Genomic DNA, 24,038 nt, shown 5'->3' on the forward strand with positions numbered 1-24,038 from the left:
ATGAGCATAAGGGGATCGATTCGCCGCAGCGGGTGTTGCTCAGGCGATGGCGTCGCGCACGATCCGCTCCACCTCGGCCAGCGCCGGGGTGAGCTGGGACGCCGACAGCGCATAGGTGTCGCGCGAGCGGCGGTACGGGTCGACGACGTCGTCGTCCTCCGGCGGCGCGGCGGTGAGACCGCGCTGATCGTTGAGGGCGCGCAGGACGGCGGCGAAGCGCTCGGCAGGAGAGGAACCGGCCGCCTCGGCGGCAGCGCGCGCGTCGGCGTCGCTGAGGGTGGCGGCCAGACGCGCGAACTCGCGCACCGTGAACGTGCGGCGGAGGATGCTGGGCATCATCTTCACCGCATGAGAGCGGTGCTCCCTCGCCATGGTCAGCACGAGGTCGGCGTCGGCGAGGTACGGCTCCACCAGATAGCGCGCCTGGTGCGCGGTCGCCAGCGACGACGTGACACCGGCCTGTGCGGCCAGCTCGAGCGCCTGCTCCGGCATGCCGTGGCCGACCAGCGCATGGGTGCCGGCGCTGTGGACGCGCACGCCGAGGGGCTCGAGGCGCTGGCGCAGCATGACCTCCGCGAGCGGCGAGCGGCAGATGTTGCCCGTGCACACCGTGAGGATCGTGAGGCCGCGCGGCGCGTCGGCGGCGGGCTGCCCGAGCAGGGCATCGAGGGGACCGTGGCGCGGCGGCTCGACCGGGGCGAACTCGCGCGGTGCGGCGTCGAGTGGTGCGGGAGTCGCGGGTGCGGGAGTCGCGGGTGCGGGCGACGCGGGGGACGGCGCGGTCGCGGCGGCGGCCTGCTGTTCGCGCCAGGCGCGGCGGCTCATGCCGGGCGGGGGGCCGTCGGGGTGGTGCGGGTTCACGACACCAGCCTAGGGCGCTCCCGCCCCGGACGACCCGGGGCGAACAGGCGCACCAGCACCAGGGCGGCCAGGGCGCCGATGAGCGTGCCCGTGGTGTTCGCGATCACGTCGCTGAGGGTCGGGAAGCGCGAGGGCATCAGGCCCTGCACGGTCTCGATGACCACGCTCATCAGCCCGCCCGTCAGCACGACCTGCCACGTCCGCAGCCGCGGCAGCGCGAAGGCGAGCAGCAGTCCGACCGGCACGAACAGCGCCACGTTCGCGAGCACCTCCAGCACCATCGCGCTGCGCGTGTAGGAGGCGAGACCGGCGTCGGCCACCCAGGAGGCGACGAGGCCGACGAGCCCGGTGACCTTCGCGGAGACCGAGGCGGGAAGCCACACCGTGAAGCCCACGAACAGCAGGTAGCCGACCAGGGCCGCACGGGCCGCCATCGCGCCGGGGCGGGCGGGTGCGACGGCGGTGGAGGTCATCGGGTCATGCTAGCCGCGGGGGGTGTGCGCGGCTCTCAGGTTCGACCGCACTGCTGTGCTGCTCGATGTAGCGCAGCAGCACACCCTCGCGCAGCGCCCAGGGGGACACCTCCAGCTCCTCCACCTGCAGGGCGGTCATGGCCGCGTGCAGGGCGACGGCCGCGGCGACGATCTGGAACGTGCGGTCGGGGGTGATGCCAGGCAGCTCCTGTCGCGCCGAGGCGGGGAGCCGCGCGAGCCGGGGGATCCACGAGCCCAGCGCCGTGCGCGGCAGCAGCATCCGATCGATCCCGGACCAGCCGGGCACCGGGTAGCCGACCAGGCGGGCGAGCGAGCGGATCGCCTTGGAGGAGCCGACGACGTGATCCGGCCGGGGCAGGGCGCGGAAGCGCGGCAGTACAGGCTCCAGCGTGGCCGCGGCGTGCGCGCGCAGTCGCTCCACGTCGTCCTCGCCCGGCGGATCGGACGGGAGGAACCGGACGGTCATCCGGCCGGCGCCGAGGGGGACGGACGCCGCGACGTCCGGCAGCTCCTCGGCGCCGGCGGCGATCTCCAGCGACCCGCCGCCGATGTCGAGCAGCAGCAGCTGCCCGGCCGACCAGCCGAACCAGCGCCGCACCGCCAGGAACGTGAGCTCGGCCTCGGTCTCGCCGTCGAGCACCTGCAGCGGCTGCCCCAGCGCGGTTTCGATCCGGGCGATCACCTCCGCCCCGTTGGCGGCGTCGCGCACCGCGCTCGTGGCCGTCGCGAGCAGCGCGTCGACGCGTTCCTCGGCGGCGACGCGGCGCGCCTGGGTCACCGCGGCCTCCAGCGCGCGCACGCCGTCTTCGGCGATCGCCCCGTCGGGGGTGAGGTACCGCATGAGCCGCAGCACCGTCCGATCGCTCGTCGTGGCGAGCGGTCTTCCGCCGGGGCGCACGTCCGCCGCGAGCATGTGGACGGTGTTGGACCCGATGTCGAGGACTCCCAAGCGCACGGGATGAGACTACTCGCGCGCCGTTACGATGGACGCGTGACCACCGCCGACCCCACGCTGCCGCTGTCGCCGTACCGGGAGATCGGGCGCGCGGAGTGGGCGCGTCTCGCCGCGGGGCTGGATCAGCCGCTCACCGAGACGGAGGTCGTGGAGCTGCGCGGCATCGGCGACCGCCTCGACCTGACCGAGGTGCGGGAGGTGTACCTGCCGCTGAGCCGGCTGCTGAGCCTCTACGCCACCTCCACGAAGCAGCTCGGCGCCGCGACCTCGTCGTTCCTGCAGGAGGACGACAGCACGACCCCGTTCGTGGTGGGGGTCGCGGGCTCGGTCGCGGTCGGCAAGTCCACGATCGCCCGACTGCTGCGGGAGCTCATGAGCCGGTGGCCGGGCACCCCGCGGGTCGAGCTGGTCACGACCGACGGCTTCCTCTACCCGAACGCCGAACTGGAGCGGCGCGGGCTGATGGACCGCAAGGGCTTCCCCGAGTCGTACGACCGCAGGGCGCTCATCGAGTTCCTGACCGAGGTGAAGAGCGGGGCCGCCGAGGTGCGCGCGCCCTTCTACTCCCACATGCGCTACGACATCGTGCCGGACGCGCACGTGGTGGTGCGGCGACCGGACGTCGTCATCGTGGAGGGGCTGAACGTGCTGCAGCCGCCGCCCGCCCCGAACGACGTCGCCGTGAGCGATCTCTTCGACTTCTCGATCTTCGTGGACGCCGACACCTCGCACATCGAGAAGTGGTACGTGGACCGCTTCCTCGCGCTGCGTCAGGGCGCCTTCAGCAACCCGTCCTCCTACTTCAACGTGTTCGCGCACCTCACCGACGAGGAGGCGATCACCACGGCGCTCGGCTACTGGAACGAGATCAACATGCCGAACCTCGTGGAGAACGTGATGCCCACCCGGCACCGCGCCCGGCTGGTGCTGCGCAAGGGCCCGGATCACGACGTGGAGAGCGTCCTGCTGCGCAAGCTCTGACCGATCGCCCGGCCCACGCTATTGTTCGGACGACTCGCAAAAATCGCGTCTTACCCTGTATCTCATGTGTGGAATCGTCGGATACGTGGGCCCGCGGCCCAGCCAGGACATCCTTCTCGCCGGCCTCGCCCGGCTCGAGTACCGCGGCTATGACTCGGCGGGCATCGCCGTGATCGACGGCGAGGGATCGCTCGGGATGCGCAAGAAGGCCGGCAAGCTCGCCATGCTGCGCGACTCGCTCGAGGACGCCCCTCTCGCCGACGGCACGACCGGCATCGGCCACACCCGCTGGGCGACGCACGGCGGCCCGACCGACGTCAACGCGCACCCCCACCTGGCCGACCAGGACAAGCTCGCCGTCATCCACAACGGCATCATCGAGAACTTCGCCGCCCTGCGCGACGAGCTGATCGCGGACGGCGTGGCCTTCCGCAGCGAGACCGACACCGAGGTCGCTGCGGCGCTGCTCGGGCGCGAGTACGCCGGCAACGGCGGCGACCTGGAGCTCGCGTTCCGCTCGGTCGTGAACCGTCTCGAGGGCGCCTTCACCCTCCTCGCGATGCACCAGGATCACCCCGACCTCGTCGTCGGCGCACGCCGCAACTCGCCGCTCGTGATCGGTCTCGGCGACGGCGAGAACTTCCTCGGCTCCGACGTCGCGGCGTTCGTGGAGCACACCCGCAAGGCGCTCGCGATCGGGCAGGACCAGATCGTCTCGATCACGCCGGACGCGGTGACCGTGATCGACTTCGCCGGCACCCCGGTCACCCCCGAGCCGTTCGACGTGTCGTGGGATGCGGCCGCCGCGGAGAAGGGCGGCTGGTCGAGCTTCATGGCCAAGGAGGTCGCCGAGCAGCCCGAGGCCGTCGCGAACACCATCCGCGGCCGCATCCAGGACGGCCAGGTCGTGATCCCCGAGCTCGACGGCCTCGACGAGCTGTTCGTCGGCATCAACCGGGTCATCATCACCGCGTGCGGCACCGCGTCCTACGCCGCCCTCGTCGGCAAGTACGCGATCGAGCAGTGGGCGCGCGTCGCCGTCGACGTGGAGCTCGCGCACGAGTTCCGCTACCGCGACCCGGTGATCGGCGCCGACACGCTCGTCGTCTCCATCAGCCAGTCCGGCGAGACCATGGACACCCTGATGGCCGTGAAGTACGCCCGGGAGCGCGGTGCCCGCACCCTCTCGGTCTGCAACACCCAGGGGGCGACCATCCCGCGCGAGTCCGACGCGGTCGTCTACACCCACGCCGGCCCCGAGGTCGCCGTCGCGTCGACCAAGGCGTTCTCTGCCCAGATCACGGCGCTGCTGCTGCTGGGCCTGCACATGGGCCGGGTCCGCGGGGTCGTCGCCGACGCCACGGCAGACGTCGAGGAGCTCGCCGCGCTGCCGGAGAAGATCGCTCGGGTGCTGGAGGGCGAGCAGGAGCACGTGACCCAGCTCGCCGGCTGGATGGCCGACACCCGCTCTGTGCTCTTCCTCGGCCGCCACGTCGGCTACCCGATCGCGCTCGAGGGCGCGCTCAAGCTCAAGGAGATCTCCTACATCCACGCCGAGGGCTTCGCCGCCGGTGAGCTCAAGCACGGCCCGATCGCGCTGATCGAGCCCGGGCAGCCGGTGTTCGTGCTGGTGCCGTCGCCGCGGCACTCGGCGCTCGTGCACTCCAAGGTCGTCTCCAACATCCAGGAGATCCGCGCCCGCGGCGCCCGCGTGATCGTGGTCGCGGAGGAGGGCGACGCGGCCGTGCTGCCGTTCGCCGACGAGGTCATCCACATCCCGCTCGCCGGCCCGATGTTCGAGCCGCTGCTGGCGGTCGTGCCGCTGCAGATCTTCGCGATGGCGCTCGCCACCGCCAAGGGTCTCGACGTGGACCAGCCCCGCAACCTGGCCAAGTCCGTCACGGTCGAGTGATCCGCCGATCGTCGCACGAACGGCCCCGTCCCGCTTCGGGGCGGGGCCGTTCCGCGCGAGTAGGCTGAACGGGTGATCATCGGCACCGGCATCGACCTCGTGGACATCCCGCGGTTCGAGCGCACGATGACCCGTACGCCGCGGCTGCGCGAACGGCTGTTCGCTCCGTCCGAGCAGGGGATGCGGCTGCCGTCGCTGGCCGCCCGCTACGCCGCGAAGGAAGCGCTGATCAAGGCGCTCGGCGGCTCCGACGGGGTGCACTGGACCGAGATCGAGGTGGCATCCGAGCCCTCGGGGAGGCCGTACTTCGTGCTCAGCGGCACCACCGCCGCGGTCGTCGAGGAGCGCGGCATCGCCACGCTGCACCTCACCCTCACCCACGATGCGGGCCTGGCCGCCGCGTTCGTCGTCGCCGAAGGAGCACCGCTGTGACCGTCCCCTTCCGCGAGGCCACGATCGACCTCGACGCGATCGCCGACAACGTGCGGCACTTCCGGCGACTCACCGGCGTCGAGGTGCTCGCGGTCGTGAAGGCGAACGCCTACGGGCACGGGGCGGCGGCCACCGCGGTCGCCGCGCTCTCCGCCGGGGCCACTCGGCTCGGCGTCGCCGAGATCCCGGAGGCCCTGGAGCTGCGGCGTCAGGGCGTGCACGCGCCCATCCTGGCCTGGCTGCACGCGCCGGGGGAGCGGTTCACCCAGGCCGCCGCGGAGAACATCGAGCTCGGGATCTCCTCGTTCGACCAGCTGGAGGCCGCGGCCCAGGCGGCATCGGTCGAGCGTCCCGTCGCGGTGCACCTGAAGTTCGAGACGGGGCTCTCCCGCAACGGCATCGCCCCGGGCGACTGGGGGCGGGTGCTCGCGGAGGCGGCGCGCCTGGAGCGCATCGGCCGACTGCGCATCGTGGGACTCTTCAGCCACCTGTCCAACACCTCGCCGGAGGACGACAGAGCCGCGCTGGCGAAGTTCGAGGAGGGGGTGGCGGCGGCCGCGTTGTTCGGCATCCGGCCGGAGCTCCGGCACATCGCCGCGACAGCCGCCGCGATCGACCTGCCGGAGACGCGGCTCGACGCGGTGCGCATCGGCATCGGCATCTACGGCCACTCGCCCTTCGACGACCGCTCCTCCGCGCAGCTCGGACTGCGGCCCGCGATGACCCTCCGCGGGGCCGTCGCCGCCGTGCGCAGGGTGCCGGCCGGCACCGGCGTCTCCTACGGCTACGACCACCGCACCGATCGGGACACCACGCTCGTGCTCGTGCCGCTCGGCTACGCCGACGGGGTGCCCCGGAGCGCCTCCGGGCGCCTGCCCGTTCTGATCGGCGGACGGCGATTCGTGAACGTCGGACGCATCGCGATGGACCAGTTCGTGGTGGACGTGGGGGACACCCCCGTGTCGATCGGGGACGAGGTCGTGCTGTTCGGCGACCCCACGCTCGGGCAGCCGTCGGCGCGGGAGTGGGCGGACGCCGCCGGCACGATCGACTACGAGATCGTCACCCGGATCGGCCACCGGGTGCCGCGGAGGACGACGTGAGCGTGGACCCGGCGTTCCTCGGCCGCCGCGAGATCGCCACCGCCGACGACATGGAGCAGCTCGGCCTGCGGATCGGCGAGCAGCTGGAGGCCGGCGACCTCCTCATCCTCACCGGCCCCCTGGGGGCGGGCAAGACCACCTTCACACGCGGACTCGCGGAGGGGCTCGGCGTGCGCGGGCCCGTGCAGAGCCCCACGTTCGTGATCGCCCGCACGCATCCCTCACTCGTGGGCGGCGCACCGCTCGTGCACGTCGACGCCTACCGGCTGGGTTCCGCCGCGGAGCTCGACGACCTCGACCTCGACCAGGAGCGCTCGGTGGTCGTGGTGGAGTGGGGGCGCGGCATGGCCGAGGAGCTCGCCGACTCCTGGTGGGACATCGAGCTGGAGCGGCCGGTCGGCGCCGACCCCGCAGCGGCCGACCTCGACCCGTCCGAGCTCGACGCCGACGCGCCCCGCATCGTGACCATCTCCCGGGAGCAGCGGTCGTGAGCGCCTGGGGCGCCCGTGAGCTCGTGGCCGTCATCATCGAGGACGACCCCGGCGTGCAGTCGCTCCTGGAGGAGGTGTTCCTCGCCGCCGGCTTCGAGACCCACGTCACCGGCTCCGGTCCGGAGGGCCTCGCCGCGGTGGAGGCGCATCGACCCGTGATCACCACGCTCGACATCAATCTGCCCGGCATCGACGGGTTCGAGGTCGCACGCCGCATCCGCCGCGTCAGCGACACGTTCATCATCATGCTGTCCGCGCTGGCCGACGAGTCGGACGTGGTGCTCGGGCTCACGTCCGGTGCCGACGAGTACCTGGTCAAACCGTTCCGCCCGCGCGAGCTGCGCGCCAGGATCGAGGCGCTGCTGCGTCGGCCGCGCATCGCCCCCACCGGCCCCGCGGCGCCCTTCCCCGACACCGGCCCGCTGCCGCCCGCGAGCCCGGGCGGTGACGCGACCGTCTCCACGTGGCGGGGGCTCGTGCACCGCGACCTCAGCCTCGACCTCGACACCCGCCTCGTGCTGGTGGCGCAGCAGCCCGTCGAACTCACCCCCACCGAGTTCGATCTGCTCGCCGCGCTGCTGGCGGCGCAGCGACGGGTGTGCAGCAAGGCCGAGCTCGCCCGGGGCCTGCGCGGCGCTCCCGCCAGTGCCGCCGACCCCGTGAGCGAACCCGACAAGCGGGCCATCGAGACGCACATGGCCAATCTGCGTCGCAAGCTCCGCGACAATCCCACCGCGCCTCGCTACATCGAGACGGTCCGCGGGGTCGGCTATCGTCTGACCCCCGCCGACGACGCGTCTCCCTGAGCGGGGGTGCGAGGCCGCGGCTCCCCGACCGCGGCCCCGGATGCCTGCGAATCCCCACTCGCGCGGCCCCAGCGTCTGCGAAATCCCCAGTCGCAGTGTCGGCCCCCACACAGAATCGTAGGACGGCGATGCCGCCTGAAGAGCGCTCCGGCCCGATCTTTGAGTAATCTTGCGACAAAGCTGAGGATCGACCAGGAGGCGGGGGCTTCATGATCCGCACGGTGTCGATCTGGCGTTGGCAGTTCGTGTTCACGGGCAGCATCGTGGCCATCGTGGTCATGGTCGCGGGCTTCAAGCCGCAGACCCTCGCGATCCCGCTGTTCGTCGTCGGCATCGGCCTGGTGGTCGTCACGACGCTGGTCGCGCTGCTGGTGCCGTGGCATCGGCTGCCGCGCACAGCGGTCACCGCGCTCCCGTTGCTGGACGTGCTGGCCGTCGGGCTCACCACGAGCGCGCCCGACCTGCGTCTCGGCTTCCTGTGGGTGTTCCCCGTGGTGTGGCTGGCCACCTACTTCTCCATGCCGTGGGTGTTCACCGGCATCGCGCTCAGCAGCGCGTGCCTGGTGTTCTTCGCCGACCGCTCCGGCGAACCCGCCGACGTGCTGCTTCGCGTGCTGACCGTGGTGGTGACCCTGAGCTTCCTCGGCGTGACCGTGCGCATCGGCGCGCAGCGCTCGGGCGCCGCGCGGCGGCTGCTGCAGCGGCGCTCCGAGCAGGTGAACAGGGCTGCCGAGCGGGCGGAGACCAACCAGGAGCGGGTCACGCAGATCATCGACGCGCTCGGGGTCGCTCTGGTCGTCGTGACCGGGCAGGGCCGCATCCTGCAGATGAACGACGCCTACCGCGCACTGTACGGCCGGGATCGGTACGGCGCCGCCCTGCCGTCGGCCTCGGTCGAGTACGACGCCAGGCGCGGCACGGCCCTCGCCCCCTCCCGCACGACGCTCGCGCGTGCCGCCGCCGGGGAGGAGCTGCGCGACGAGCGTGTGTGGCTCTACGACGGCGCCGGGCAGTGGCGCGCCCTGGCCGTGACCACGCAGCCGATAGCGGGGGCCGCGGAGGGCGACCACATCGCCCTGGTCGTGATCGACGACGTCACCGCGATCCTGGAGGCCGCAGAGGAGCGTCGCGCCTTCACCGCGATCGTGTCGCACGAGCTGCGCAACCCGCTGACCGCGATCATCGGCCATGTGGAGCTGCTGCGCGAGCGCGACGACCTGCCCGGCCGGGTGCCCGCGCAGATCGAGGTGATCGCGAACGCCGGGGAGCGGATGCAGGACCTCGTGTCGAGCATGCAGGCGCAGACCGCGCGCATCCCGCACGATCCGTTCGAGCCTGTCGACCTGCGCGCCGTCGTCGAGGAGTCCGCCGCCTCCTTCGCCCCGCTGATGGCCGCGGCGCGCCAGGAGCTCGCGCTCGACGGCGCGGAGCGCCTCGTCATCACCGGCGACGCGTTCCGGCTGCGGCAGGTGCTGGACAACCTGATCGGCAACGCGGTCAAGTACACCCCGACCGGAGGCCGCATCACCGTCCGGCTGCATGAGGAGGACGGGACGGCAGAGCTCAGCGTCGCCGACACCGGCATGGGCATCGCCGAGGACGAACTGCCCCGCCTCTTCGAGCCGTACTTCCGCACCGACAGCGCGGTGCGCGGCGGCATCGCCGGCACCGGACTCGGCATGGGCATCGCCAGGGACATCGTCGTGGCGCACGACGGCGCGATCCTGGTCGCCAGCGAGGTCGGCGCCGGCACCACCGTCACCGTGCGCTTCCCCCGGCGCCCCACCCAGGAGGATCAGGAATGACACCCCTCGTGCCCGTGAGCGTCGACGTCACCACGAGCATGGTCGCTGTGGTGACCGTGCTGACGGCGGTCGTCATCGGTCTCGCCACGCTCGCCCGCCCCAGCCGTGCCACCGTGGTGTGGGGCGTCGCCTTCGGCATCGGCATGCTGGGGGCGTACCTGTGGCTCGCGGGGCACCACACCGGGGCGCCCGTGCTGCGGGCGGCCTCCTCCGCGCTCGTCGTGGTCTTCGTGCCGCTGGTGTGGATCGGCGTGCGGATGCACTTCGAGCGCACGGCACCGTGGCTGCCGGTGATCGTGTCGCTGATCGCCGTGCCGACTGCGCTCGTGCTCACCTCGGGCACCCGGTGGTACCTGCCGGTCTTCCACGCGGTGTTCCTCGCGATGGCGGTGTTCGCGGGACTGCTCGCGTGGGAGCTTCTGCGGGGCCAGCCCCCGGCGCGCGACATCGTGATGCCGCTCGCGCTCGCCGCCTGCGGCTTCGTGGTCGTGGCGGTGGTCAGCGGGGCGTCCGCCCTGGTGTCCGGCGGTGTGAGCACCGAGGAGCAGCTGAGCGCACTCCGTGGCATGAACGCCGTGGGCACCATCGTCGTCAGCACCTGCGCCGCGTTCACCCTCGTGCTGCTGGTGCGGGTCGAGACCGCGACGCCGGGGGATGCGGGCGCGGCCGAGCGCGCGCGGCGACGGCTGCGCACGGCCGAGACGCAGAACGACAGTGCGTGGTCCATCCTCGACGTGCGGCTGGACGACCCGGCGGATCTGCGCGAGGCCTCCAGCAGCGCGGGCTTCCGCCGCATCACCGAACGGTTCCACGCCGACATCCTCGAATCTCTGCCCGCCACCGCCGACGCCGAGGGCGTGGGGGACGATCGCGCCATCGTGCTCATCCACGGCAGCGACGAGGCGGTGCGGTTCCACCTGCGGGCCCTGCTCTCCCGGATCTCCGTGATCGACAGGGACGCGCCCGTCAGCGGAATCCGCTCCTCGGCGAGCATCGGCTGGGTCACCGCCTCGACGGCGGGCTTCGACTACGACGTCCTCGTCGCGGCCGCGGCCGCCGCCGCGGTGCGAGCGCGCGAGGCCGGCGGCGACCAGTGGAAGCGGGCGACTCCGGCCGACCTGCTCGCCGTCTGAGACGGGGCGCACGGCCCACGGTGACGCAGGACGCGCGGGCCTAAGGCGTGCGCTTCTCGCGACCGCGTGTCAGGGCGGCGGTGATGGCGCTCTCGGCCTCGGCGTCCGCTCCGGTGTCGGCGGCCGCGGAGCGATTCTCCGCGCCGACCGCCTCGATGATCTCGGTGCGCTGGATGCGGGTCTCGCGGGGGGCCTTCACGCCGATGCGCACGCTGTCCCCCTTGATGTCGAGCAGCGTGACCTCGATCTCGCCGTCGATGCGCACGCTCTCACCGATCCGCCTCGTCAACACCAGCATTGGTTCAGCCTACTGGTGCCACGGGCGCGGCTCCGAGCGATGCGGTCGGCCCGTCGCGCACCACCCCGATGGTCTCGATCGTCAGCTGCGCCGCGGTCGCCTCGGAGTAGGACAGCACGGGCAGCCCGTCGGTCTGCGCTGACACCAGTCGCCGCACGGCGGGGCGCAGCGACGGCGCGCACACCAGCACCGGTTCGCCGCCGTCGCCCTGGGCGGCCACCGCCTGCTTCACGGATTCGATCACGGCTTCCAGGCGCTGCGGATCGAACACGATCTGGGTGCCGTCGTCGCCGGGGCGCAGCGATTCCAGCATCGCCTGCTCCAGCAGCGGGTTGATCATGACCACCCGCAGGGTGCCGTTCTCGGCGAAGCGCGCCGCGATGGCGGGGCCGAGCGCCGCCCTGGCCGCTTCGATCAGGCCCTCGGGGTCTGTCGAGGTCTTGGCGCGCAGCGCGAGGGCCTCGTAGATGCGGCCGAGGTCGTTGATCGGCACCCTCTCGGCGAGCAGACCCTGCAGCACCCGCTGCAGCTCCGCCAGCGACAGCAGGGCCGGGGTGAGCTCCTCCACGGCCGCGGGCGAGACCTGCTTGAGCGCATCGGTGAGCTGCCGTACGTCCTCGCGGGAGAGCAGCCGCGCCGCGTGCGTCTGGATCACGCTCGACAGGTGCGTGACGATCACGCTCGCCCTGTCGATCACGGTGGCCCCGGCGAATTCGGCGCTGTGGCGCATCTCCATGGGGATCCACTTGCCCTCCAGTCCGAACACCGGGTCGAGGGCCGCCGTGCCGGGGAGTGCGTCGAGGCCGGAGCCGAGCGCCAGCACGGAGCCGCCCGGCGCCGTGCCGCGTCCGGTCTCCACGCCTGCGATGCGGATGACATAGGTCGCCTGCGGGAGCTCGATGCTGTCGCGCGTGCGCACGGGCGGCGTGACGAGTCCGAGGTCGAGGGCGATGCGACGGCGCAGCGCCTTGACACGCGCGAGCAGGTCGTCCGGGCCCCCGGTGACCAGGTCGACGATGTCGGGCGCGAGGAGGATCTCGAGGGGGTGGACCCGCATCCGCTCGATGAGCTCCTCGGGCTGCTCGGCCGGGGCGACCGCCGGCGCCTTCGCAGCCTCCGCCTCCTCTCTCTTCCGCGCGGCGGTGATGCGCTGCGCGATCAGCAGCAGCAGCGCACCGATCGCGACGAACGGCAGCATGGGCATGTGCGGGATGAGCGACATCACGATCGCCGCGCACCCGGCGATGATGAGCGCGTTGCGGGACTGGGCGAGCTGGGCGGACGCGGCCGTGCCCATCTCGGTCTCCGCGGTCGAGCGGGTCACGATCATGCCGGTGGAGACGGCCATCAGCAGCGCCGGGATCTGCGTCACCAGGCCGTCGCCGATGGTCAGCAGGCTGTAGGTGCTCACGGCCTGGTCGATCGACATGCCGTGCTGGACGAGGCCGATCGCGATGCCGCCCACGAGGTTGATGATGATGATGACGAGCCCGGCGATCGCGTCGCCCTTGACGAACTTCGACGCACCGTCCATGGCGCCGTAGAAATCGGCCTCTGCGGCCACCTCCGCGCGGCGCTGCCTGGCCTCGGTGTCGGTGATGAGCCCCGCGTTCAGGTCGGCGTCGATGGCCATCTGCTTGCCCGGCATCGCGTCGAGCGTGAACCGCGCGCCGACCTCGGCCACCCGCTCGGCGCCCTTCGTCACGACCACGAACTGGATCACCACGAGGATCAGGAACACCACGGCGCCGATGATGAGGGAGCCCCCGACCGCGATCGCGCCGAACGCCTCGATCACCTGCCCGGCATAGGCCTCCCCGAGCACCAGGCGGGTCGATGCCACGTTCAGGCCGAGGCGGAACAGGGTGGCCACGAGCAGCAGCGAGGGGAACACCGAGAAGTCGAGCGGCTTCTTCACGAACATCGACGTCAGCAGGATCACCAGCGCGAACATGATGTTGAGGATGATGAGCACGTCGAGCAGGAACGGCGGCACCGGGACGACGAGCAGCATGATGATGCCGACGACGCCGATCGGCACCATCAGCGTGGTGAGCATCTTCTTCATGCGGTCCTCCGGTAGGGGAGCGAGTGGATGCCGCGGGCGGCGCCGCGACGCCGCAGGGCGTCGACGAACACGAGCACGCGCGCCACGGCGTTGTAGAGGTCTTCGGGGATCTCCTGACCGAGCTCGCACGCGGCGTGCAGGGCCCTGGCCAGGGTGATGTCGCGCACGAGCGGGACGCCGGCCTCGATGGCCTTCTCCCTGATGCGCTCCGCGATCACGCCGCTGCCCTTGGCGACCACCCGCGGGGCGGACGTGCCGGGGTCGTACGTGAGGGCGATCGCGATGTGCGTGGGGTTGACGACCACCACGTCGGAGCCGGCGACCGCGGCGATCATGCGGTTGCGGCTCACCGCGAGCTGCCGCGACCGGCGCTGCTGACGGATCAGGGGGTCGCCCTCCGAGTTCTTGTTCTCATCGCGCACCTCCTTCTTCGTCATGCGCGTGTGCTTGCGGTTGCGGCGCATGACCACGAACATGTCGATCGCGGCGAGCACGAGTCCCACCGCGATCGCGGTCTGCAGGAGGGCGGCCGTGCCGTCGCTCGCGGTGCCGAGCAGCCGGGAGATCGAGTACGCGCCGCTCCCGGTCAGCACGGGCATCAGCCCGGAGATCACGATCCACAGCGCCAGGGCGATCGCCGCGGTCTTCAGCAGCGCCTTCGCGCCCTCCCACAGCGCCTGCATGCCGAACACCCGCCGCACGCCGGAGACGAGGTTGAACTGCTCGTAGCGGCCGGAGAGCTTGCGCAAGTGCACGCCGCCCTGCACGACGGCGCCGAACAGGGTGACGACGGCGACCGCGGCCAGCAGCGCGCCGAGGGTGGGCAGCACCGAGGCGAGGCCGCGGCCGAGGGCACCCAGCGCGGCCTCCGGCGACGGCGCCTGCATGAGCGAGGTGAGTGCGATCAGCTGCTCGGTGCCGGCGGCAGTCCCGGCGGCGAGGGCGGCGGGCATCATCACGGCCGCGGCGCCGATCCCCAGCCAGGCGGTGAAGTCCTGGCTCCGGGCGATGCGCCCCTTCTGCCGTGCTTCGCGGAGGTGCTTGTCGGTCGCCTTCTCGCTGCGTTCTCCGCTGTCCGATCCGCTCACTGGGTCACCCCCTGCATCAGCCGGAAGGCCTGCGAGGCCAGGGCGTCGACGATGCCGGGGAACGCGACGTACACCGCGCCGGCGAGCAGCAGGGTGAGCAGGATCTTCACCGGGAAGCCCATCGCGAAGGCGTTGAGGGCGGGCGCGACGCGGGTGATGAGCCCGAGACCGACATCGGCGAGGAACAGCACGAGCACGAGCGGGCCGGCGATCTGCACGGCGGCGAGCACCATCTGGGAGACCCCGTCGACGAGCAGCTCGGCGGGGCCGGCGACCGCGAACACCCCGTCGACCGGCACCGCGTCGAAGCTGCGGGCGAGCCCGGCGAGGATCAGCTGATACCCGCCGGAGGCGAACAGCAGCGTGAGCGCCGTGAGGTGGAACAAGCGGGTGAACTGCGCGCCGTTGACCATCGCCGCCGGGTCGAACGCCTGCGCGAGCTGGAAGCCGCCGAACACGTCGATCAGGCTGCCCGCGGCCTGCAGCGCCGCGAAGCACAGCATGACCAGAAAGCCCAGGAGAGCCCCGGTGAGGATCTGCAGCACCAGGGCACCCAGGAACGCGCCCGTGTCCAGCGGCTCGTACCCCGGCGCCACCGCAGCGCCGACCGCGAGGGACAGCCCGATCGACAGCATCGCCTTCACGCGCACCGGGATCGCGCCGTATGAGAACGGCGGTGCGATCATGATGAACGCCGTGATGCGCACGGCGGCGAGCATGGTGGCCTCCAGCCACGCGAAGTCGATCGGGATGTACACGTCGTCAGCCGCTCAGCAGGGAGGGGATGCGGGCGAACATCTCGTTCGTGAAGGCGATGATCTCGGCGATCATCCAGTTGCCGGCGATGAGCAGGGCGATGCCGACCGCGACGATCTTCGGCACGAACGACAGCGTCACCTCCTGCACCTGGGTGATGGACTGCAGCAGCGAGATCGCGAAGCCGACCACCAGTGCGGTCACCAGCATCGGTGCGGCGAGCTTGGCCGCGATCAGCAGCCCCTGCGCGCCGATGTCGAGCACGGCCTCCGGGCTCATCCGACTCCTCCGTAGCTCTCCAGGAGGGCCTTGATGATGAGCCCCCAGCCGTCGACGAGGATGAACAGCAGGATCTTGAACGGCAGCGAGATCATGACCGGCGGGAGCATCATCATGCCCATCGACATCAGCGCCGCCGCCACGACCAGGTCGATCACCAGGAACGGCACGAAGATGACGAAGCCGATGATGAACGCGGCCCGCAGCTCCGAGATCATGAACGCGGGGATCAGCGTGTACATCGGCACCGCGGCGACGTCGTCCGGGTTGTCCTGCCCGGCCATACGGGTCATCAGCGCGAGGTCCTCTTCGCGCGTGTAGTGCAGCATCCACTCCCGGAGCGGAGCCTGGCCCACATCGATGGCCTGCGTGAACGTGAGCGCGCCGTCGATGTACGGCTGCACCGCGAGCGTGTTGATCTCGGTCAGCACGGGCCACATGATGAACAGCGACAGGAAGAGGGACAGGCCAGCCAGCACCTGGTTCGGCGGGATCGTGGGCAGCGACAGCGCGTTGCGGGTCATCGCGAGCACCACGAAGATCTTCGTGAACGACGACATCATCAGCAGCAGCGCCGGGGCCACCGAGAGCAGGGTGATGCCGAGCAGCGTGAGGATCGAGCCCGAGGGCCCGCCGTCCACACCGTTGATGTCGATCGTGACGCCCTCGCCCTGGTCGTCCGGGAGGACCTCGGCGTGCGCGGCGGTGCCGTTCCACAGCACGAGCACCGCGACCACGAGCAGCACCGCGACCGCGGCGGCGAGCAGTCGCCACGGCGCGCGACGACGCTCGACGGCCCCGGCTGCGGTCATCGTGCGCGCCGGAGGGCCTCGGCGGTCTGCCGCCAGGTGTCGGGGGAGAGGATGGAGCCGCGCAGCGGGTCGTTGCGGTGCCGCACGCGTCGGCGCAGCGCGGTGCCGTCGGTCGAGGCTCCGGGGATCGCGGAGGCCGGGGTGCCGGTGAGGCTGGACGTGCCGGCGTGGGCGGAGGTGCCGGGGGTGTCGGTGAGGGCGGGCGCGCCGGGGGTGCCGGTGGTGCCGGTGGTGCCGAGGGCGCCCGTGAACGCGGCTGCCGCCAGGATGCGGTCGAATTCCGCCGCGTCCGCGTCACGCTGGGCCATCGCGCTCGATGCGCCGCCCGCGACCGAGGGCTCTGCACGCACGGGCAGCCGGTCCACCACGCTCACCCCGTGCTCCGTGACACCCAGCACGTAGCGTGCGTCGTCGGTCTGCACCACGACCAGCTGCGCCTTCGGGCCGATGCCCTGGCGACCCAGCACGGTGATCGGCTCGGCGTCGCGCTTGCGCGCCTGGGTCTTCGCGACGCGGCGCTGCAGGAACCAGAGCAGCCCGAGCACCGCGGCCAGCGACAGCCCGACCCGCAGGGCGAGCAGGAGGTCGTCCAGGGTCAGGCCTCGACGTTCTCGAGGATGCGGGTGATCCGCACCGCGTAGTCCTGGTCGACGACCACGACCTCGCCGTGTGCGATCGTGCGGCCGTTGAGCTTCACGTCCGCCGGCGCGCCGGCCGAGCGGTCGAGCTCCACGATGCGGCCGGGCTCCAGGTCGAGCACGTCGCGCACGGCCATGCGCGTGCGGCCGATCTCGACCGTGAGCTCCATCTCGACGCCGGCGATGCGGTGCAGGCGTCCGTCGCCCCCGGCCGGGCGGGCCGGGCGGTGGGTGATGCGCACGGCGAGCCGGCCGATCGTGCGCTCGGTGTCGTCCACCAGGTCGAACAGCTGCGCGTGGGGATCGGCGAACAGTGCAGACGCATCCCCGGTGGCGGCCTCTCCGAGCACGCCAGGGCCGAGCGCGGTGGCCGCGGCCTCCAGCGCGTCGAGCAGACGGTCGGCGATGGGGCGGCCCGCGAGCCCGTCGATCAGGGCATCCGGGTCGAGCAGCTGCACGGCGAGCTGCGCCCCCGCCTCGCCGACGAACTGCACGACGACCGCGTCGCCGGTGTCGCCGGAGGCCTGCGAGGCCCTGGCGGTGACGGGCGCGGCGGTGGGAAGTCGGGCGGCGAACGCGGCGGCGACGGCGGATTCGTAGGCGGTGGTGCTGGTCACGCGGACTCCTGGGCGGCGGGGGCGGTTTCGGGGACGGTGGCGGTCACGACGCAGGCCAGGCGTGCGCCGGCGCTGCCCACCGCGGCCGTGGCCACGGTCTGATCGCCGACGGCGAGGAGCAGCGGGCGGTCGGCCGAGTGCGGCAGCGCGAGCAGGTCGCCGACGGCGAGGTCGAGCACCTCGCGGGGCAGCACCGTGCGGGGCGCGAGGCGCAGCGCGACCTCGACGGGGGCGGACTCGACCTGGCGCCGCACGAGCCCGGGGGTGGCGGCGCGGTCGGTGTCGGCGGCGCGGACGGCGAAGCCCGCCAGCACCGACGCGGGCAGCATGATGCTCGCAGGCACGGTCCGCCCGCCGTGGCGCAGCGAGAGCCGGGCGACGATCACGGGCTCCCCGGCCGCGGCGACCTGGGCGAACTGGGAGCTGTACTGGATGCCGGCGACCGTGATGCCGGACGGCAGCAGACCGTCGAGCGCGGCGGCCAGGTGCTCGGTCGCGTCGGTGACGAGCGAGCGCAGCAGCGCCTGCTCGATCGGGGTGAACGTGCGGTCCTCGGCGGTCGAAGCTGCAGAGCGCCCGCCCACCATCTGCACGATCCAGGACGTGGCGGTGGAGGTCGGCACCTGCACGATCATCCGCTCGTCCGAGTCGGGCAGAGCGCACACGATCATGGACGTGGTGGTGGGCAGCGACTGCGCGTACTCGCCGTAGGTGAGCATGCCGACGTGCTCGACCGCGATCGTGGCCCGCACGTGGATCTTGCCGGAGAGCTGGGCGGACCACTGGCGCGCGAACGTCTCGAACGCCAGCTCCAGGGTGCGCGCGTGCTCGCGCGACAGCGTCGCCGCCCTGCCGAAGTCGTACACCTCGACCTCGGCGGTCGCCGTCGCCGTCTGTGCGCGCGCGGAGGAGCGCACGCCGTCATCCATCACCACGAACCCGACTATCGGGTGGCGACCGGCATGCGTTAGGTATCGATCAGGGGGAGGTCTGCGCCGCGCCCGCGGCCGGGATCAGCGCTCGCACCTCCTCGCTGGCGTCGGACAGGACGACGATGTCGACACGGCGGTTCCCGGCGAGCTCCTCCGGCGTGCTTCCCGCGACCACGGGACGGGTGTCTCCGAAGCCGACCGACTTCAGGTGTGCGGGCGGCAGACCCGCCGACTCGACCAGGTACCGCAGCACCTGCGTGGAGCGCCCGGCCGACAGCTCCCAGTTCGTGGGGAAGGGGGCGACCGAGCCGCGGGCGTCCGCATGACCCTCGACCGAGATCTCGTTCGGCGTGGTCACGAGCACCGAGCCCAGCGCGTCGAGCACCTGCACGGCCGCTCCGCTCAGGTCGGTGCTGTTGGTGGTGAAGAAGGTCTCGGCGCTGACCAGGCCGATCGTGAGGCCGCGTTCGTCGATGGTGAAGGTGACGTCGGTCTCCAGGCCCCGCTCGGCGAGCACCTGGCGAAGCCGCTCGCGGAGGGCCGAGAGCTCGTCGAACTCGCGCTGCGCGGCGGCGAGCTCGGTGTCCGCGAAGTCCTCGCCCTTCTCGTCGATGAGCTCCGGCGGCACGACCACCCCCGAGGTCACGTCCACGTCCTCGGACGGCTCCTGCCCGAACCCTGTGGCCAGCGACGCACTCAGCGCCTCGAACTTCTCCTGATCCACGGTGGACATGGCGAACAGCACGATGAACATGCACATCAGCACCGTCACCATGTCGAGGTACGACGCCATCCAGCGCTCATCGGGTCCGCTGTGCTCGGACTCCGTGACCCGGCGACGCGTGCGCACGCTCATGAGAACAGGTCCTCGCCGTCCTCCGTCTCCGCGGGCTGCTCACGGCTCTTGCGCGAACGTCCGCCGGAGCGGTCGGAGACCAGGGCGCCGAGGCGCTCGCGGACCAGCTGCGGGGCGGCGCCGGCCTGGATCGCGAGCATGCCCTCCATCAGCACGGTCATGCGCTCCAGCTCCAGCTCGCCGAGCCGCTGCAGGCGCCCGCCGATGGGGAGCCAGATGAAGTTGGCCGACAGCAGGCCCCACAGCGTCGCCACGAACGCGGCGGCGATCATCGGGCCCAGGGTGTCCGGCTTGTCGAGCTTCTCCAGCACGTGCGTGAGGGAGACGACCGTGCCGATGATGCCGACCGTCGGCGCGAACCCGCCGAGGGTCATGTAGAACCGGGAGGCCGTGCGGTTGCGGGCCGCGGTCGAGGTGAGCTCGTCCTCCAGGAGCACGCGCAGATCCTCCGCGTCCGTGCCGTCGGCGATGCTCTGCAGCGCCTGCCGCAGGTACGGGTCCTTCTCGTCGTCGAGGCCCTGTTCGAGGGCCAGCAGTCCTTCCGTGCGGGCCTTCTCGGCGTATCCGACGACCGTGTCGATCATGCTCTGCGCGGTGCGGCGCTCGCCGCGGAACGCGCGCGGCAGCGACTTCACGGCGTGCAGGGCGTCCCGCAGGGTGCCGCTGGCGAGCCCCACCGCGATCGTCGCGCCGAACACGAGGACCATGGGTGCCGGGAGCAGCAGCGACCCGATGGTCGCGCCCTCCAGGTTGATCATCGCGACCAGGGCGCCGAACGCCAGGACGAGTCCGAGGATGAGCGAGGGATCCATCAGGCACCGCCCCCGGTCGGGGCCGTGCCGGCGGTCGGCGTCGCGCCGTCCGCGGCGACCAGCGCGGCGGCGGCGGCGAGCACACCGGCGCGGAAGCGCGTGATCAGGGCGATGACGTCGTCCATGCTCTCCGTGACGACGAAGGTCGCGCCGTCGACCATCATGATCGTCGTGTCCGGCGTGGCCTGGACACGTTCGATCAGGTCGGGGTTCACCGCGAACCGGGAGCGGTTCAGGCGCGTGAGGACGATCATGGGCTCCATCCTGGAAGGCTCGCCCCGCCCGGAGGCGAGGAACAGACGGCCCGTCCTGGGCTGTCGGGAGGGACTGTCGGCCACTGCACCCGCCGCGTTAGGGCGGGGGTCGAGGCGCAGGGCCGGAAGGACCGAAGTGCGTCCGCGGCCGTGTCGCAGGGCGGACAGCGGCCCGGTCGGGGTCAGCATGGACGAGACCGGACCCCGGCCGGGCGCCCGCCGTGCCGTGCCGTCCGGCCGAACCGTCCGGAGAGTCAGGAGATCCAGCCCGTGAACGAGCGTTCCGCGAAGACGGCGACCGAGACGGCCGCCGAGGACTGCGGCTGCGCGCCGTCCCCTGCCGAGCGGGACACCCTGTGGAACAGGAGCGTGAGCCGTCGTGGGGCGTTCGGCCTCGGCGCGCTGGGCGTGGTCGCGCTCGCCGCGTTCGGTGTCGGCAGCGGGGTGTCCGCCGCGTACGCCGCGACCTACCCCAGCTGGGACGACGTGCAGCGCGCCAAGAACAACGAGGCCGCGAAGGCTGCGGAGGTGGGCCGCATCGAAGGGCTGATCCAGTCCCTCACGCAGAAGGTCGCCGAGACGCAGGCGGCCGCACAGGTCGCGTCGGACGAGTTCTACGAGGCGCAGCAGGCGTACTTCGCGGCGATCACCGAGGCGGAGACGCTGCAGGCGAAGGCGGACGAGCAGGCCGCGCTCGCGGACGCGACCGCCACGAAGGCCGCGCAGGTCGCGGCGCAGTTGTACCGCAGCGGGGGTGACGACACCACGCTGGAGCTCTTCTTCGCGGGGTCGGGCGCCGGCGCCGACGAGCTGCTGTCGCGGCTCGGCACGATGGACAAGTTCCTGGAGTACAACCGCTCCGTGTACGACAACGCCGTCTCGGCGCGGAACTCCGCCCAGGCGCTGACCGATCAGGCCACCGTCGCGCGCGACGAGCGCGACCGGCTGCAGCAGATCGCCGAGCAGAAGATGGAGGCGGCTCAGCAGGCGGCGGAGGCCGCGCAGGCCGCGCTCGACGAGCAGGCCGCGAACCTGGAGACCATGCAGGCGCAGCTCGCCGCGCTCAAGGACGAGACCACGCGCACGGTCGCCGGGTACCAGGCGGGCGTGGCTGCGCGGGAGGCGGAGGAGAAGGCGCGGCGCGAGCGTGAGGCCGCGGAGGCGGCGGCCAGAGGCGGCGGCAACAGCGGCGGCGGCGGTCAGGCCGGCTCCGGCGGATGGGTGCGTCCGCACGGCGGCGCCCGCAGCTCCAGCTACGGCCCCCGCACACCGATCTGCGGCCCGCGCGGATGCTCCTCGAGCTTCCACTACGGCGCGGATCTCGCGAACGGCTGCGGGGCGGCGATCTACGCCGCGAACTCCGGCACGGTCGACTATGCGGGGGCCAACGGGAACTACGGCAACTACGTGCGCATCCAGCACGGGGGCGGCGTGAGCACGGGCTACGCGCACATCAAGCCCGGCGGCATCAACGTGCGACGCGGGCAGTGGGTCAACGCGGGCCAGGTCATCGCGTACGCGGGAGACACCGGGCGCTCGTTCGGCTGTCATCTGCACTTCGAGGTGTACATCAACGGCGGCTACACGAACCCCGTCCGTTTCATGGAGGACCGCGGCGTCTACGTCTGACCGCGACCGCGGAGACCTTTTCTTCGCTCGCGCTGTTTAGCTTTACGGCGACAAACCTAAGTTTCGGGCGCACTAATTAGCCTTATGGCCCGTAAACCTCATTTTCCGATGCGCTATTTAGCCTTACGGCGCGTAAACCCGAGTTGCGCGCGTGCGCGGCTGAGTCGTTCCAGGGCGACTCCCGTGGCGGGTCAGAGCAGCTCGGCGACCAGGCGTTCGATGCGCGTGCGGATGTCGTCGCGGATCGGCCGCACTGCGTCGATGCCCCGCCCTGCCGGGTCGTCGAGCGCCCAGTCCTCATAGCGCTTCCCCGGGAAGAACGGGCACGCGTCACCGCAGCCCATGGTGATGACGACGTCGGACGCCTGCACGGCGTCCGTGGTCAGGACCTTGGGCTGCTCCGCGGTGATGTCGATGCCGACCTCGCGCATCGCCTCCACGGCGACCGGGTTGATGCTGTCCGCCGGGATCGATCCCGCCGAGCGGACCTCGATGCGGTCGCCCGCGATGGCGCGCAGGAACCCCGCGGCCATCTGCGAGCGGCCGGCGTTGTGCACGCACACGAAGAGCACGGACGGGATGCGGGCGTCGGTCACGGCGGCTCCGGTGCGGTCGGTCATGGCGCTATTCTCTCGCGGCAGCGCTCAGCCGACGGCCACGGGGCGCGATCCGATCTGGAGCACCGAGGGCGCGGCGCAGCATCCTCCGCCTGGCTCGTCGAAGCCACCCGCGCCGCCGCAGACCCCGGTCTTCGGCAGGGTCAGCTCCGTGCGCTCCGCGGCGGCGTGGTCGCCGACGAGGTGGGCGACCACGCTCCGCACCTGCTCGTACCCGGTGAGCGCGAGGAAGGTCGGCGCCCGTCCGTAGGACTTCGCCCCGACGATGAAGAGATCTTTCTCGGGCTGGGCGAGCTGACGCGCGCCGGTGGCGGAGACGGAGCCACACGAGTGGATATTGGGGTCGATCTCGGCGGCGATCCCTGCAACCGCGTCGAGGGTCGGGTCGAGGTCGAGGCGCACCTCGCGGAGGATGCTCGTGTCGGGGCGGAACCCTGTGAGAACGAACGTCTGCGCGACCTCGGAGATCGCGCGACCGTCTTCCGCGCGAATCGTGAGCGCGTCGCCGTGCGTCTCGAACTCGGCGATGCGGAATCCGGTCATGACCTCGACCAGTCCGGACGCGAGGGCGGCGCGCGCGCGGGAGCCGAGGGCGGCGCGCTCCGGAAGGGCGTCACCGTCGCCTCCGCCGAACACGTTCCCCGTGCTGCCGCGGCGCAGCAGCCAGGTCACCCTGGTACGCGGCGCGCGCTGCGCGAGCTCGGTGAGCCGCAGCACCGCATGGGTCGCGGAGTGCCCGGCGCCGACGACGACGACGTGGCGATCGGCGAACTCGCTGACGTCGTCGGGGATGCGGGAGGAGATGCGTGCGGCTGCGTCGGTCTCGCCCACCGCGGGGAAGCCATCGGCGCCGGCGGGGTTGGGGGTGCCCCAGGTGCCGCTGGCGTCGATCACGGCGCGCGCCAGAAGCCGGCCTTCCCTGCCGTCGCCATCGCGGGTATGCACGACGAACGGCTCCTCCGCACGTCCGCTGTCCACGACCTTGTCCCGGCCCCGTCGCGCGACGCCCGCGACGGTCGTCCCGTATCGCACCCGCTCTCCGAGCGTGTCGGCGAGGGGAGCGAGGTAGCGCTGCACCCACTCGGCGCCGGTGGGGTAGCCGCTGGTCGGGGCGACCCAGCCGGTGGGCTCCAGGAGGCGCCGCGCGGCGGCGTTCGTGAGCTCGGGCCAGGCGGAGAAGAGCCGCACGTGCCCCCACTCGCCGACGGCCGAGGCTGCGGTGTCGCCGCGTTCCAGGACGACGACCTCCTCTCCGCGCTCGGCCAGGTGGGCGGCGGCGGCGAGCCCCTGGGGGCCTGCACCGATGACGACGACGGGCAGTACGGGCATCGCGACTCCTCATATCGAAAAACTTGAATACGTCGAAGCCTGGAGTATCTATCGATGAATGTCAATACGTGAGAGGCTAT

At 72.0% G+C, this 24,038-nt stretch carries 26 protein-coding genes; 9 read left to right on the plus strand and 17 right to left on the minus strand.

Going from position 1 to position 24,038, the window contains the following annotated elements:
- Window positions 1-39: 39 nt before the first annotated feature.
- The 3 genes from M3C17_RS07075 to M3C17_RS07085 are packed head-to-tail and all read right to left on the minus strand — an operon-like array spanning window position 40 to window position 2,310.
- Window positions 40-861 (minus strand): low molecular weight phosphatase family protein, encoded by an 822-nt coding sequence (locus M3C17_RS07075; RefSeq protein WP_259976930.1) that lies wholly within the window; start codon window positions 859-861, stop codon window positions 40-42.
- Window positions 858-1,334 (minus strand): VanZ family protein, encoded by a 477-nt coding sequence (locus M3C17_RS07080; RefSeq protein ID WP_259976931.1) that lies wholly within the window; start codon window positions 1,332-1,334, stop codon window positions 858-860. The genes M3C17_RS07075 and M3C17_RS07080 overlap by 4 nt, the downstream gene beginning before the upstream one ends.
- 4 nt (window positions 1,335-1,338) lie before the next feature.
- Window positions 1,339-2,310 carry a Ppx/GppA phosphatase family protein gene (locus M3C17_RS07085; RefSeq protein WP_259976932.1) on the minus strand — a complete coding sequence of 324 codons (972 nt, stop codon included), beginning with the start codon at window positions 2,308-2,310 and terminating at the stop codon, window positions 1,339-1,341.
- Window positions 2,311-2,313: 3 nt separating this feature from the next.
- Between M3C17_RS07085 and coaA the strand changes: the two genes are divergently transcribed.
- From coaA to M3C17_RS07125, 8 genes are all read left to right on the plus strand, one after another.
- Complete coding sequence (coaA, locus tag M3C17_RS07090; RefSeq protein WP_259976933.1) at window positions 2,314-3,291, plus strand: type I pantothenate kinase; 978 nt, start codon at window positions 2,314-2,316, stop codon at window positions 3,289-3,291.
- Window positions 3,292-3,355: 64 nt separating this feature from the next.
- Window positions 3,356-5,203, plus strand: coding sequence for a glutamine--fructose-6-phosphate transaminase (isomerizing) (glmS, locus tag M3C17_RS07095; protein ID WP_259976934.1), 1,848 nt, complete (start codon window positions 3,356-3,358; stop codon window positions 5,201-5,203).
- A 72-nt stretch (window positions 5,204-5,275) separates the two neighbouring features.
- The gene (locus tag M3C17_RS07100; RefSeq protein WP_259976935.1) at window positions 5,276-5,635 is read left to right on the plus strand and encodes a holo-ACP synthase; all 360 of its coding nucleotides are present in this window, start codon (window positions 5,276-5,278) and stop codon (window positions 5,633-5,635) included.
- The gene (gene alr / locus M3C17_RS07105; RefSeq protein WP_259976936.1) at window positions 5,632-6,738 is read left to right on the plus strand and encodes an alanine racemase; all 1,107 of its coding nucleotides are present in this window, start codon (window positions 5,632-5,634) and stop codon (window positions 6,736-6,738) included. The genes M3C17_RS07100 and alr overlap by 4 nt, the downstream gene beginning before the upstream one ends.
- A complete protein-coding gene (tsaE, locus tag M3C17_RS07110) occupies window positions 6,735-7,229 on the plus strand; it encodes a tRNA (adenosine(37)-N6)-threonylcarbamoyltransferase complex ATPase subunit type 1 TsaE (RefSeq protein WP_396819812.1) in 495 nt (164 codons plus the stop codon). The genes alr and tsaE overlap by 4 nt, the downstream gene beginning before the upstream one ends.
- The gene (locus M3C17_RS07115; protein WP_259976937.1) at window positions 7,226-8,035 is read left to right on the plus strand and encodes a response regulator transcription factor; all 810 of its coding nucleotides are present in this window, start codon (window positions 7,226-7,228) and stop codon (window positions 8,033-8,035) included. The genes tsaE and M3C17_RS07115 overlap by 4 nt, the downstream gene beginning before the upstream one ends.
- A 209-nt stretch (window positions 8,036-8,244) precedes the next feature.
- Window positions 8,245-9,840, plus strand: coding sequence for a cell wall metabolism sensor histidine kinase WalK (locus M3C17_RS07120; RefSeq protein WP_259976938.1), 1,596 nt, complete (start codon window positions 8,245-8,247; stop codon window positions 9,838-9,840).
- On the plus strand, window positions 9,837-10,973 hold the full coding sequence (locus M3C17_RS07125) for a hypothetical protein (protein ID WP_259976939.1): 1,137 nt from the start codon (window positions 9,837-9,839) through the stop codon (window positions 10,971-10,973). Before M3C17_RS07120 ends, M3C17_RS07125 begins: the two co-directional genes overlap by 4 nt.
- A 40-nt stretch (window positions 10,974-11,013) precedes the next feature.
- On the opposite strand, the gene csrA is transcribed toward M3C17_RS07125, so the two are convergent.
- Genes csrA through M3C17_RS07185 form a run of 12 tightly spaced genes read right to left on the minus strand, consistent with a single transcriptional unit; the run spans window position 11,014 to window position 20,383 of the window.
- Window positions 11,014-11,271 carry a carbon storage regulator CsrA gene (gene csrA, locus M3C17_RS07130; protein ID WP_259976940.1) on the minus strand — a complete coding sequence of 86 codons (258 nt, stop codon included), beginning with the start codon at window positions 11,269-11,271 and terminating at the stop codon, window positions 11,014-11,016.
- A 4-nt stretch (window positions 11,272-11,275) separates the two neighbouring features.
- Window positions 11,276-13,339 carry a flagellar biosynthesis protein FlhA gene (locus M3C17_RS07135; RefSeq protein ID WP_259976941.1) on the minus strand — a complete coding sequence of 688 codons (2,064 nt, stop codon included), beginning with the start codon at window positions 13,337-13,339 and terminating at the stop codon, window positions 11,276-11,278.
- Entirely contained in the window at window positions 13,336-14,427 is a 1,092-nt protein-coding gene (locus M3C17_RS07140) for a flagellar biosynthesis protein FlhB (RefSeq protein ID WP_259976942.1), read from the minus strand. Before M3C17_RS07140 ends, M3C17_RS07135 begins: the two co-directional genes overlap by 4 nt.
- Window positions 14,424-15,185: a flagellar biosynthetic protein FliR gene (locus M3C17_RS07145; RefSeq protein WP_259976943.1), complete on the minus strand. Its 762-nt coding sequence runs from the start codon at window positions 15,183-15,185 to the stop codon at window positions 14,424-14,426. Before M3C17_RS07145 ends, M3C17_RS07140 begins: the two co-directional genes overlap by 4 nt.
- A gap of 4 nt (window positions 15,186-15,189) precedes the next feature.
- A complete protein-coding gene (gene fliQ, locus M3C17_RS07150) occupies window positions 15,190-15,462 on the minus strand; it encodes a flagellar biosynthesis protein FliQ (RefSeq protein WP_101847221.1) in 273 nt (90 codons plus the stop codon).
- A complete protein-coding gene (gene fliP / locus M3C17_RS07155; RefSeq protein WP_259976944.1) occupies window positions 15,459-16,274 on the minus strand; it encodes a flagellar type III secretion system pore protein FliP in 816 nt (271 codons plus the stop codon). The genes fliQ and fliP overlap by 4 nt, the downstream gene beginning before the upstream one ends.
- Entirely contained in the window at window positions 16,271-16,819 is a 549-nt protein-coding gene (locus M3C17_RS07160; RefSeq protein ID WP_259976945.1) for a flagellar biosynthetic protein FliO, read from the minus strand. The genes fliP and M3C17_RS07160 overlap by 4 nt, the downstream gene beginning before the upstream one ends.
- A 50-nt stretch (window positions 16,820-16,869) precedes the next feature.
- Window positions 16,870-17,529, minus strand: a complete 660-nt coding sequence (gene fliN / locus M3C17_RS07165; protein WP_259976946.1) for a flagellar motor switch protein FliN — start codon at window positions 17,527-17,529, stop codon at window positions 16,870-16,872.
- Window positions 17,526-18,458 carry a flagellar motor switch protein FliM gene (locus M3C17_RS07170; protein ID WP_259976981.1) on the minus strand — a complete coding sequence of 311 codons (933 nt, stop codon included), beginning with the start codon at window positions 18,456-18,458 and terminating at the stop codon, window positions 17,526-17,528. The genes fliN and M3C17_RS07170 overlap by 4 nt, the downstream gene beginning before the upstream one ends.
- Window positions 18,459-18,507: 49 nt before the next feature.
- Window positions 18,508-19,317, minus strand: a complete 810-nt coding sequence (locus M3C17_RS07175) for a flagellar motor protein MotB (protein WP_259976947.1) — start codon at window positions 19,315-19,317, stop codon at window positions 18,508-18,510.
- Entirely contained in the window at window positions 19,314-20,129 is an 816-nt protein-coding gene (locus tag M3C17_RS07180) for a motility protein A (protein WP_259976948.1), read from the minus strand. The genes M3C17_RS07175 and M3C17_RS07180 overlap by 4 nt, the downstream gene beginning before the upstream one ends.
- Window positions 20,129-20,383 (minus strand): flagellar FlbD family protein, encoded by a 255-nt coding sequence (locus M3C17_RS07185; RefSeq protein ID WP_259976949.1) that lies wholly within the window; start codon window positions 20,381-20,383, stop codon window positions 20,129-20,131. Before M3C17_RS07185 ends, M3C17_RS07180 begins: the two co-directional genes overlap by 1 nt.
- A gap of 270 nt (window positions 20,384-20,653) precedes the next feature.
- Here M3C17_RS07185 and M3C17_RS07190 point away from each other — a divergent pair, with 270 nt between their 5' ends.
- Window positions 20,654-22,012 (plus strand): M23 family metallopeptidase, encoded by a 1,359-nt coding sequence (locus M3C17_RS07190; protein ID WP_259976950.1) that lies wholly within the window; start codon window positions 20,654-20,656, stop codon window positions 22,010-22,012.
- Window positions 22,013-22,203: 191 nt separating this feature from the next.
- On the opposite strand, the gene M3C17_RS07195 is transcribed toward M3C17_RS07190, so the two are convergent.
- Both M3C17_RS07195 and M3C17_RS07200 read right to left on the minus strand, forming a co-directional pair.
- The gene (locus M3C17_RS07195) at window positions 22,204-22,632 is read right to left on the minus strand and encodes an arsenate reductase ArsC (RefSeq protein WP_259976951.1); all 429 of its coding nucleotides are present in this window, start codon (window positions 22,630-22,632) and stop codon (window positions 22,204-22,206) included.
- Window positions 22,633-22,656: 24 nt separating this feature from the next.
- Complete coding sequence (locus M3C17_RS07200; RefSeq protein ID WP_259976952.1) at window positions 22,657-23,958, minus strand: lysine N(6)-hydroxylase/L-ornithine N(5)-oxygenase family protein; 1,302 nt, start codon at window positions 23,956-23,958, stop codon at window positions 22,657-22,659.
- Between the last annotated feature and the right edge of the window lie 80 nt (window positions 23,959-24,038).

Origin of the sequence: Microbacterium sp. p3-SID336, from assembly GCF_025143365.1 — a bacterium.
Taxonomy (GTDB): Bacteria; Actinomycetota; Actinomycetes; order Actinomycetales; family Microbacteriaceae; genus Microbacterium.

Coding starts and splice junctions, on each gene's coding strand:
- M3C17_RS07080 (WP_259976931.1), bottom strand. CDS start 1,334: ATGACCTCCACCGCCGTCGCACCCGCCCGCCCCGGCGCGATGGCGGCC.
- coaA (WP_259976933.1), top strand. CDS start 2,314: ATGAGACTACTCGCGCGCCGTTACGATGGACGCGTGACCACCGCCGAC.
- glmS (WP_259976934.1), top strand. CDS start 3,356: ATGTGTGGAATCGTCGGATACGTGGGCCCGCGGCCCAGCCAGGACATC.
- M3C17_RS07120 (WP_259976938.1), top strand. CDS start 8,245: ATGATCCGCACGGTGTCGATCTGGCGTTGGCAGTTCGTGTTCACGGGC.
- M3C17_RS07125 (WP_259976939.1), top strand. CDS start 9,837: ATGACACCCCTCGTGCCCGTGAGCGTCGACGTCACCACGAGCATGGTC.
- csrA (WP_259976940.1), bottom strand. CDS start 11,271: ATGCTGGTGTTGACGAGGCGGATCGGTGAGAGCGTGCGCATCGACGGC.
- M3C17_RS07135 (WP_259976941.1), bottom strand. CDS start 13,339: ATGAAGAAGATGCTCACCACGCTGATGGTGCCGATCGGCGTCGTCGGC.
- fliQ (WP_101847221.1), bottom strand. CDS start 15,462: ATGAGCCCGGAGGCCGTGCTCGACATCGGCGCGCAGGGGCTGCTGATC.
- fliP (WP_259976944.1), bottom strand. CDS start 16,274: ATGACCGCAGCCGGGGCCGTCGAGCGTCGTCGCGCGCCGTGGCGACTG.
- M3C17_RS07170 (WP_259976981.1), bottom strand. CDS start 18,458: ATGGATGACGGCGTGCGCTCCTCCGCGCGCGCACAGACGGCGACGGCG.
- M3C17_RS07175 (WP_259976947.1), bottom strand. CDS start 19,317: ATGAGCGTGCGCACGCGTCGCCGGGTCACGGAGTCCGAGCACAGCGGA.
- M3C17_RS07180 (WP_259976948.1), bottom strand. CDS start 20,129: ATGGATCCCTCGCTCATCCTCGGACTCGTCCTGGCGTTCGGCGCCCTG.
- M3C17_RS07185 (WP_259976949.1), bottom strand. CDS start 20,383: ATGATCGTCCTCACGCGCCTGAACCGCTCCCGGTTCGCGGTGAACCCC.
- M3C17_RS07195 (WP_259976951.1), bottom strand. CDS start 22,632: ATGACCGACCGCACCGGAGCCGCCGTGACCGACGCCCGCATCCCGTCC.
- M3C17_RS07200 (WP_259976952.1), bottom strand. CDS start 23,958: ATGCCCGTACTGCCCGTCGTCGTCATCGGTGCAGGCCCCCAGGGGCTC.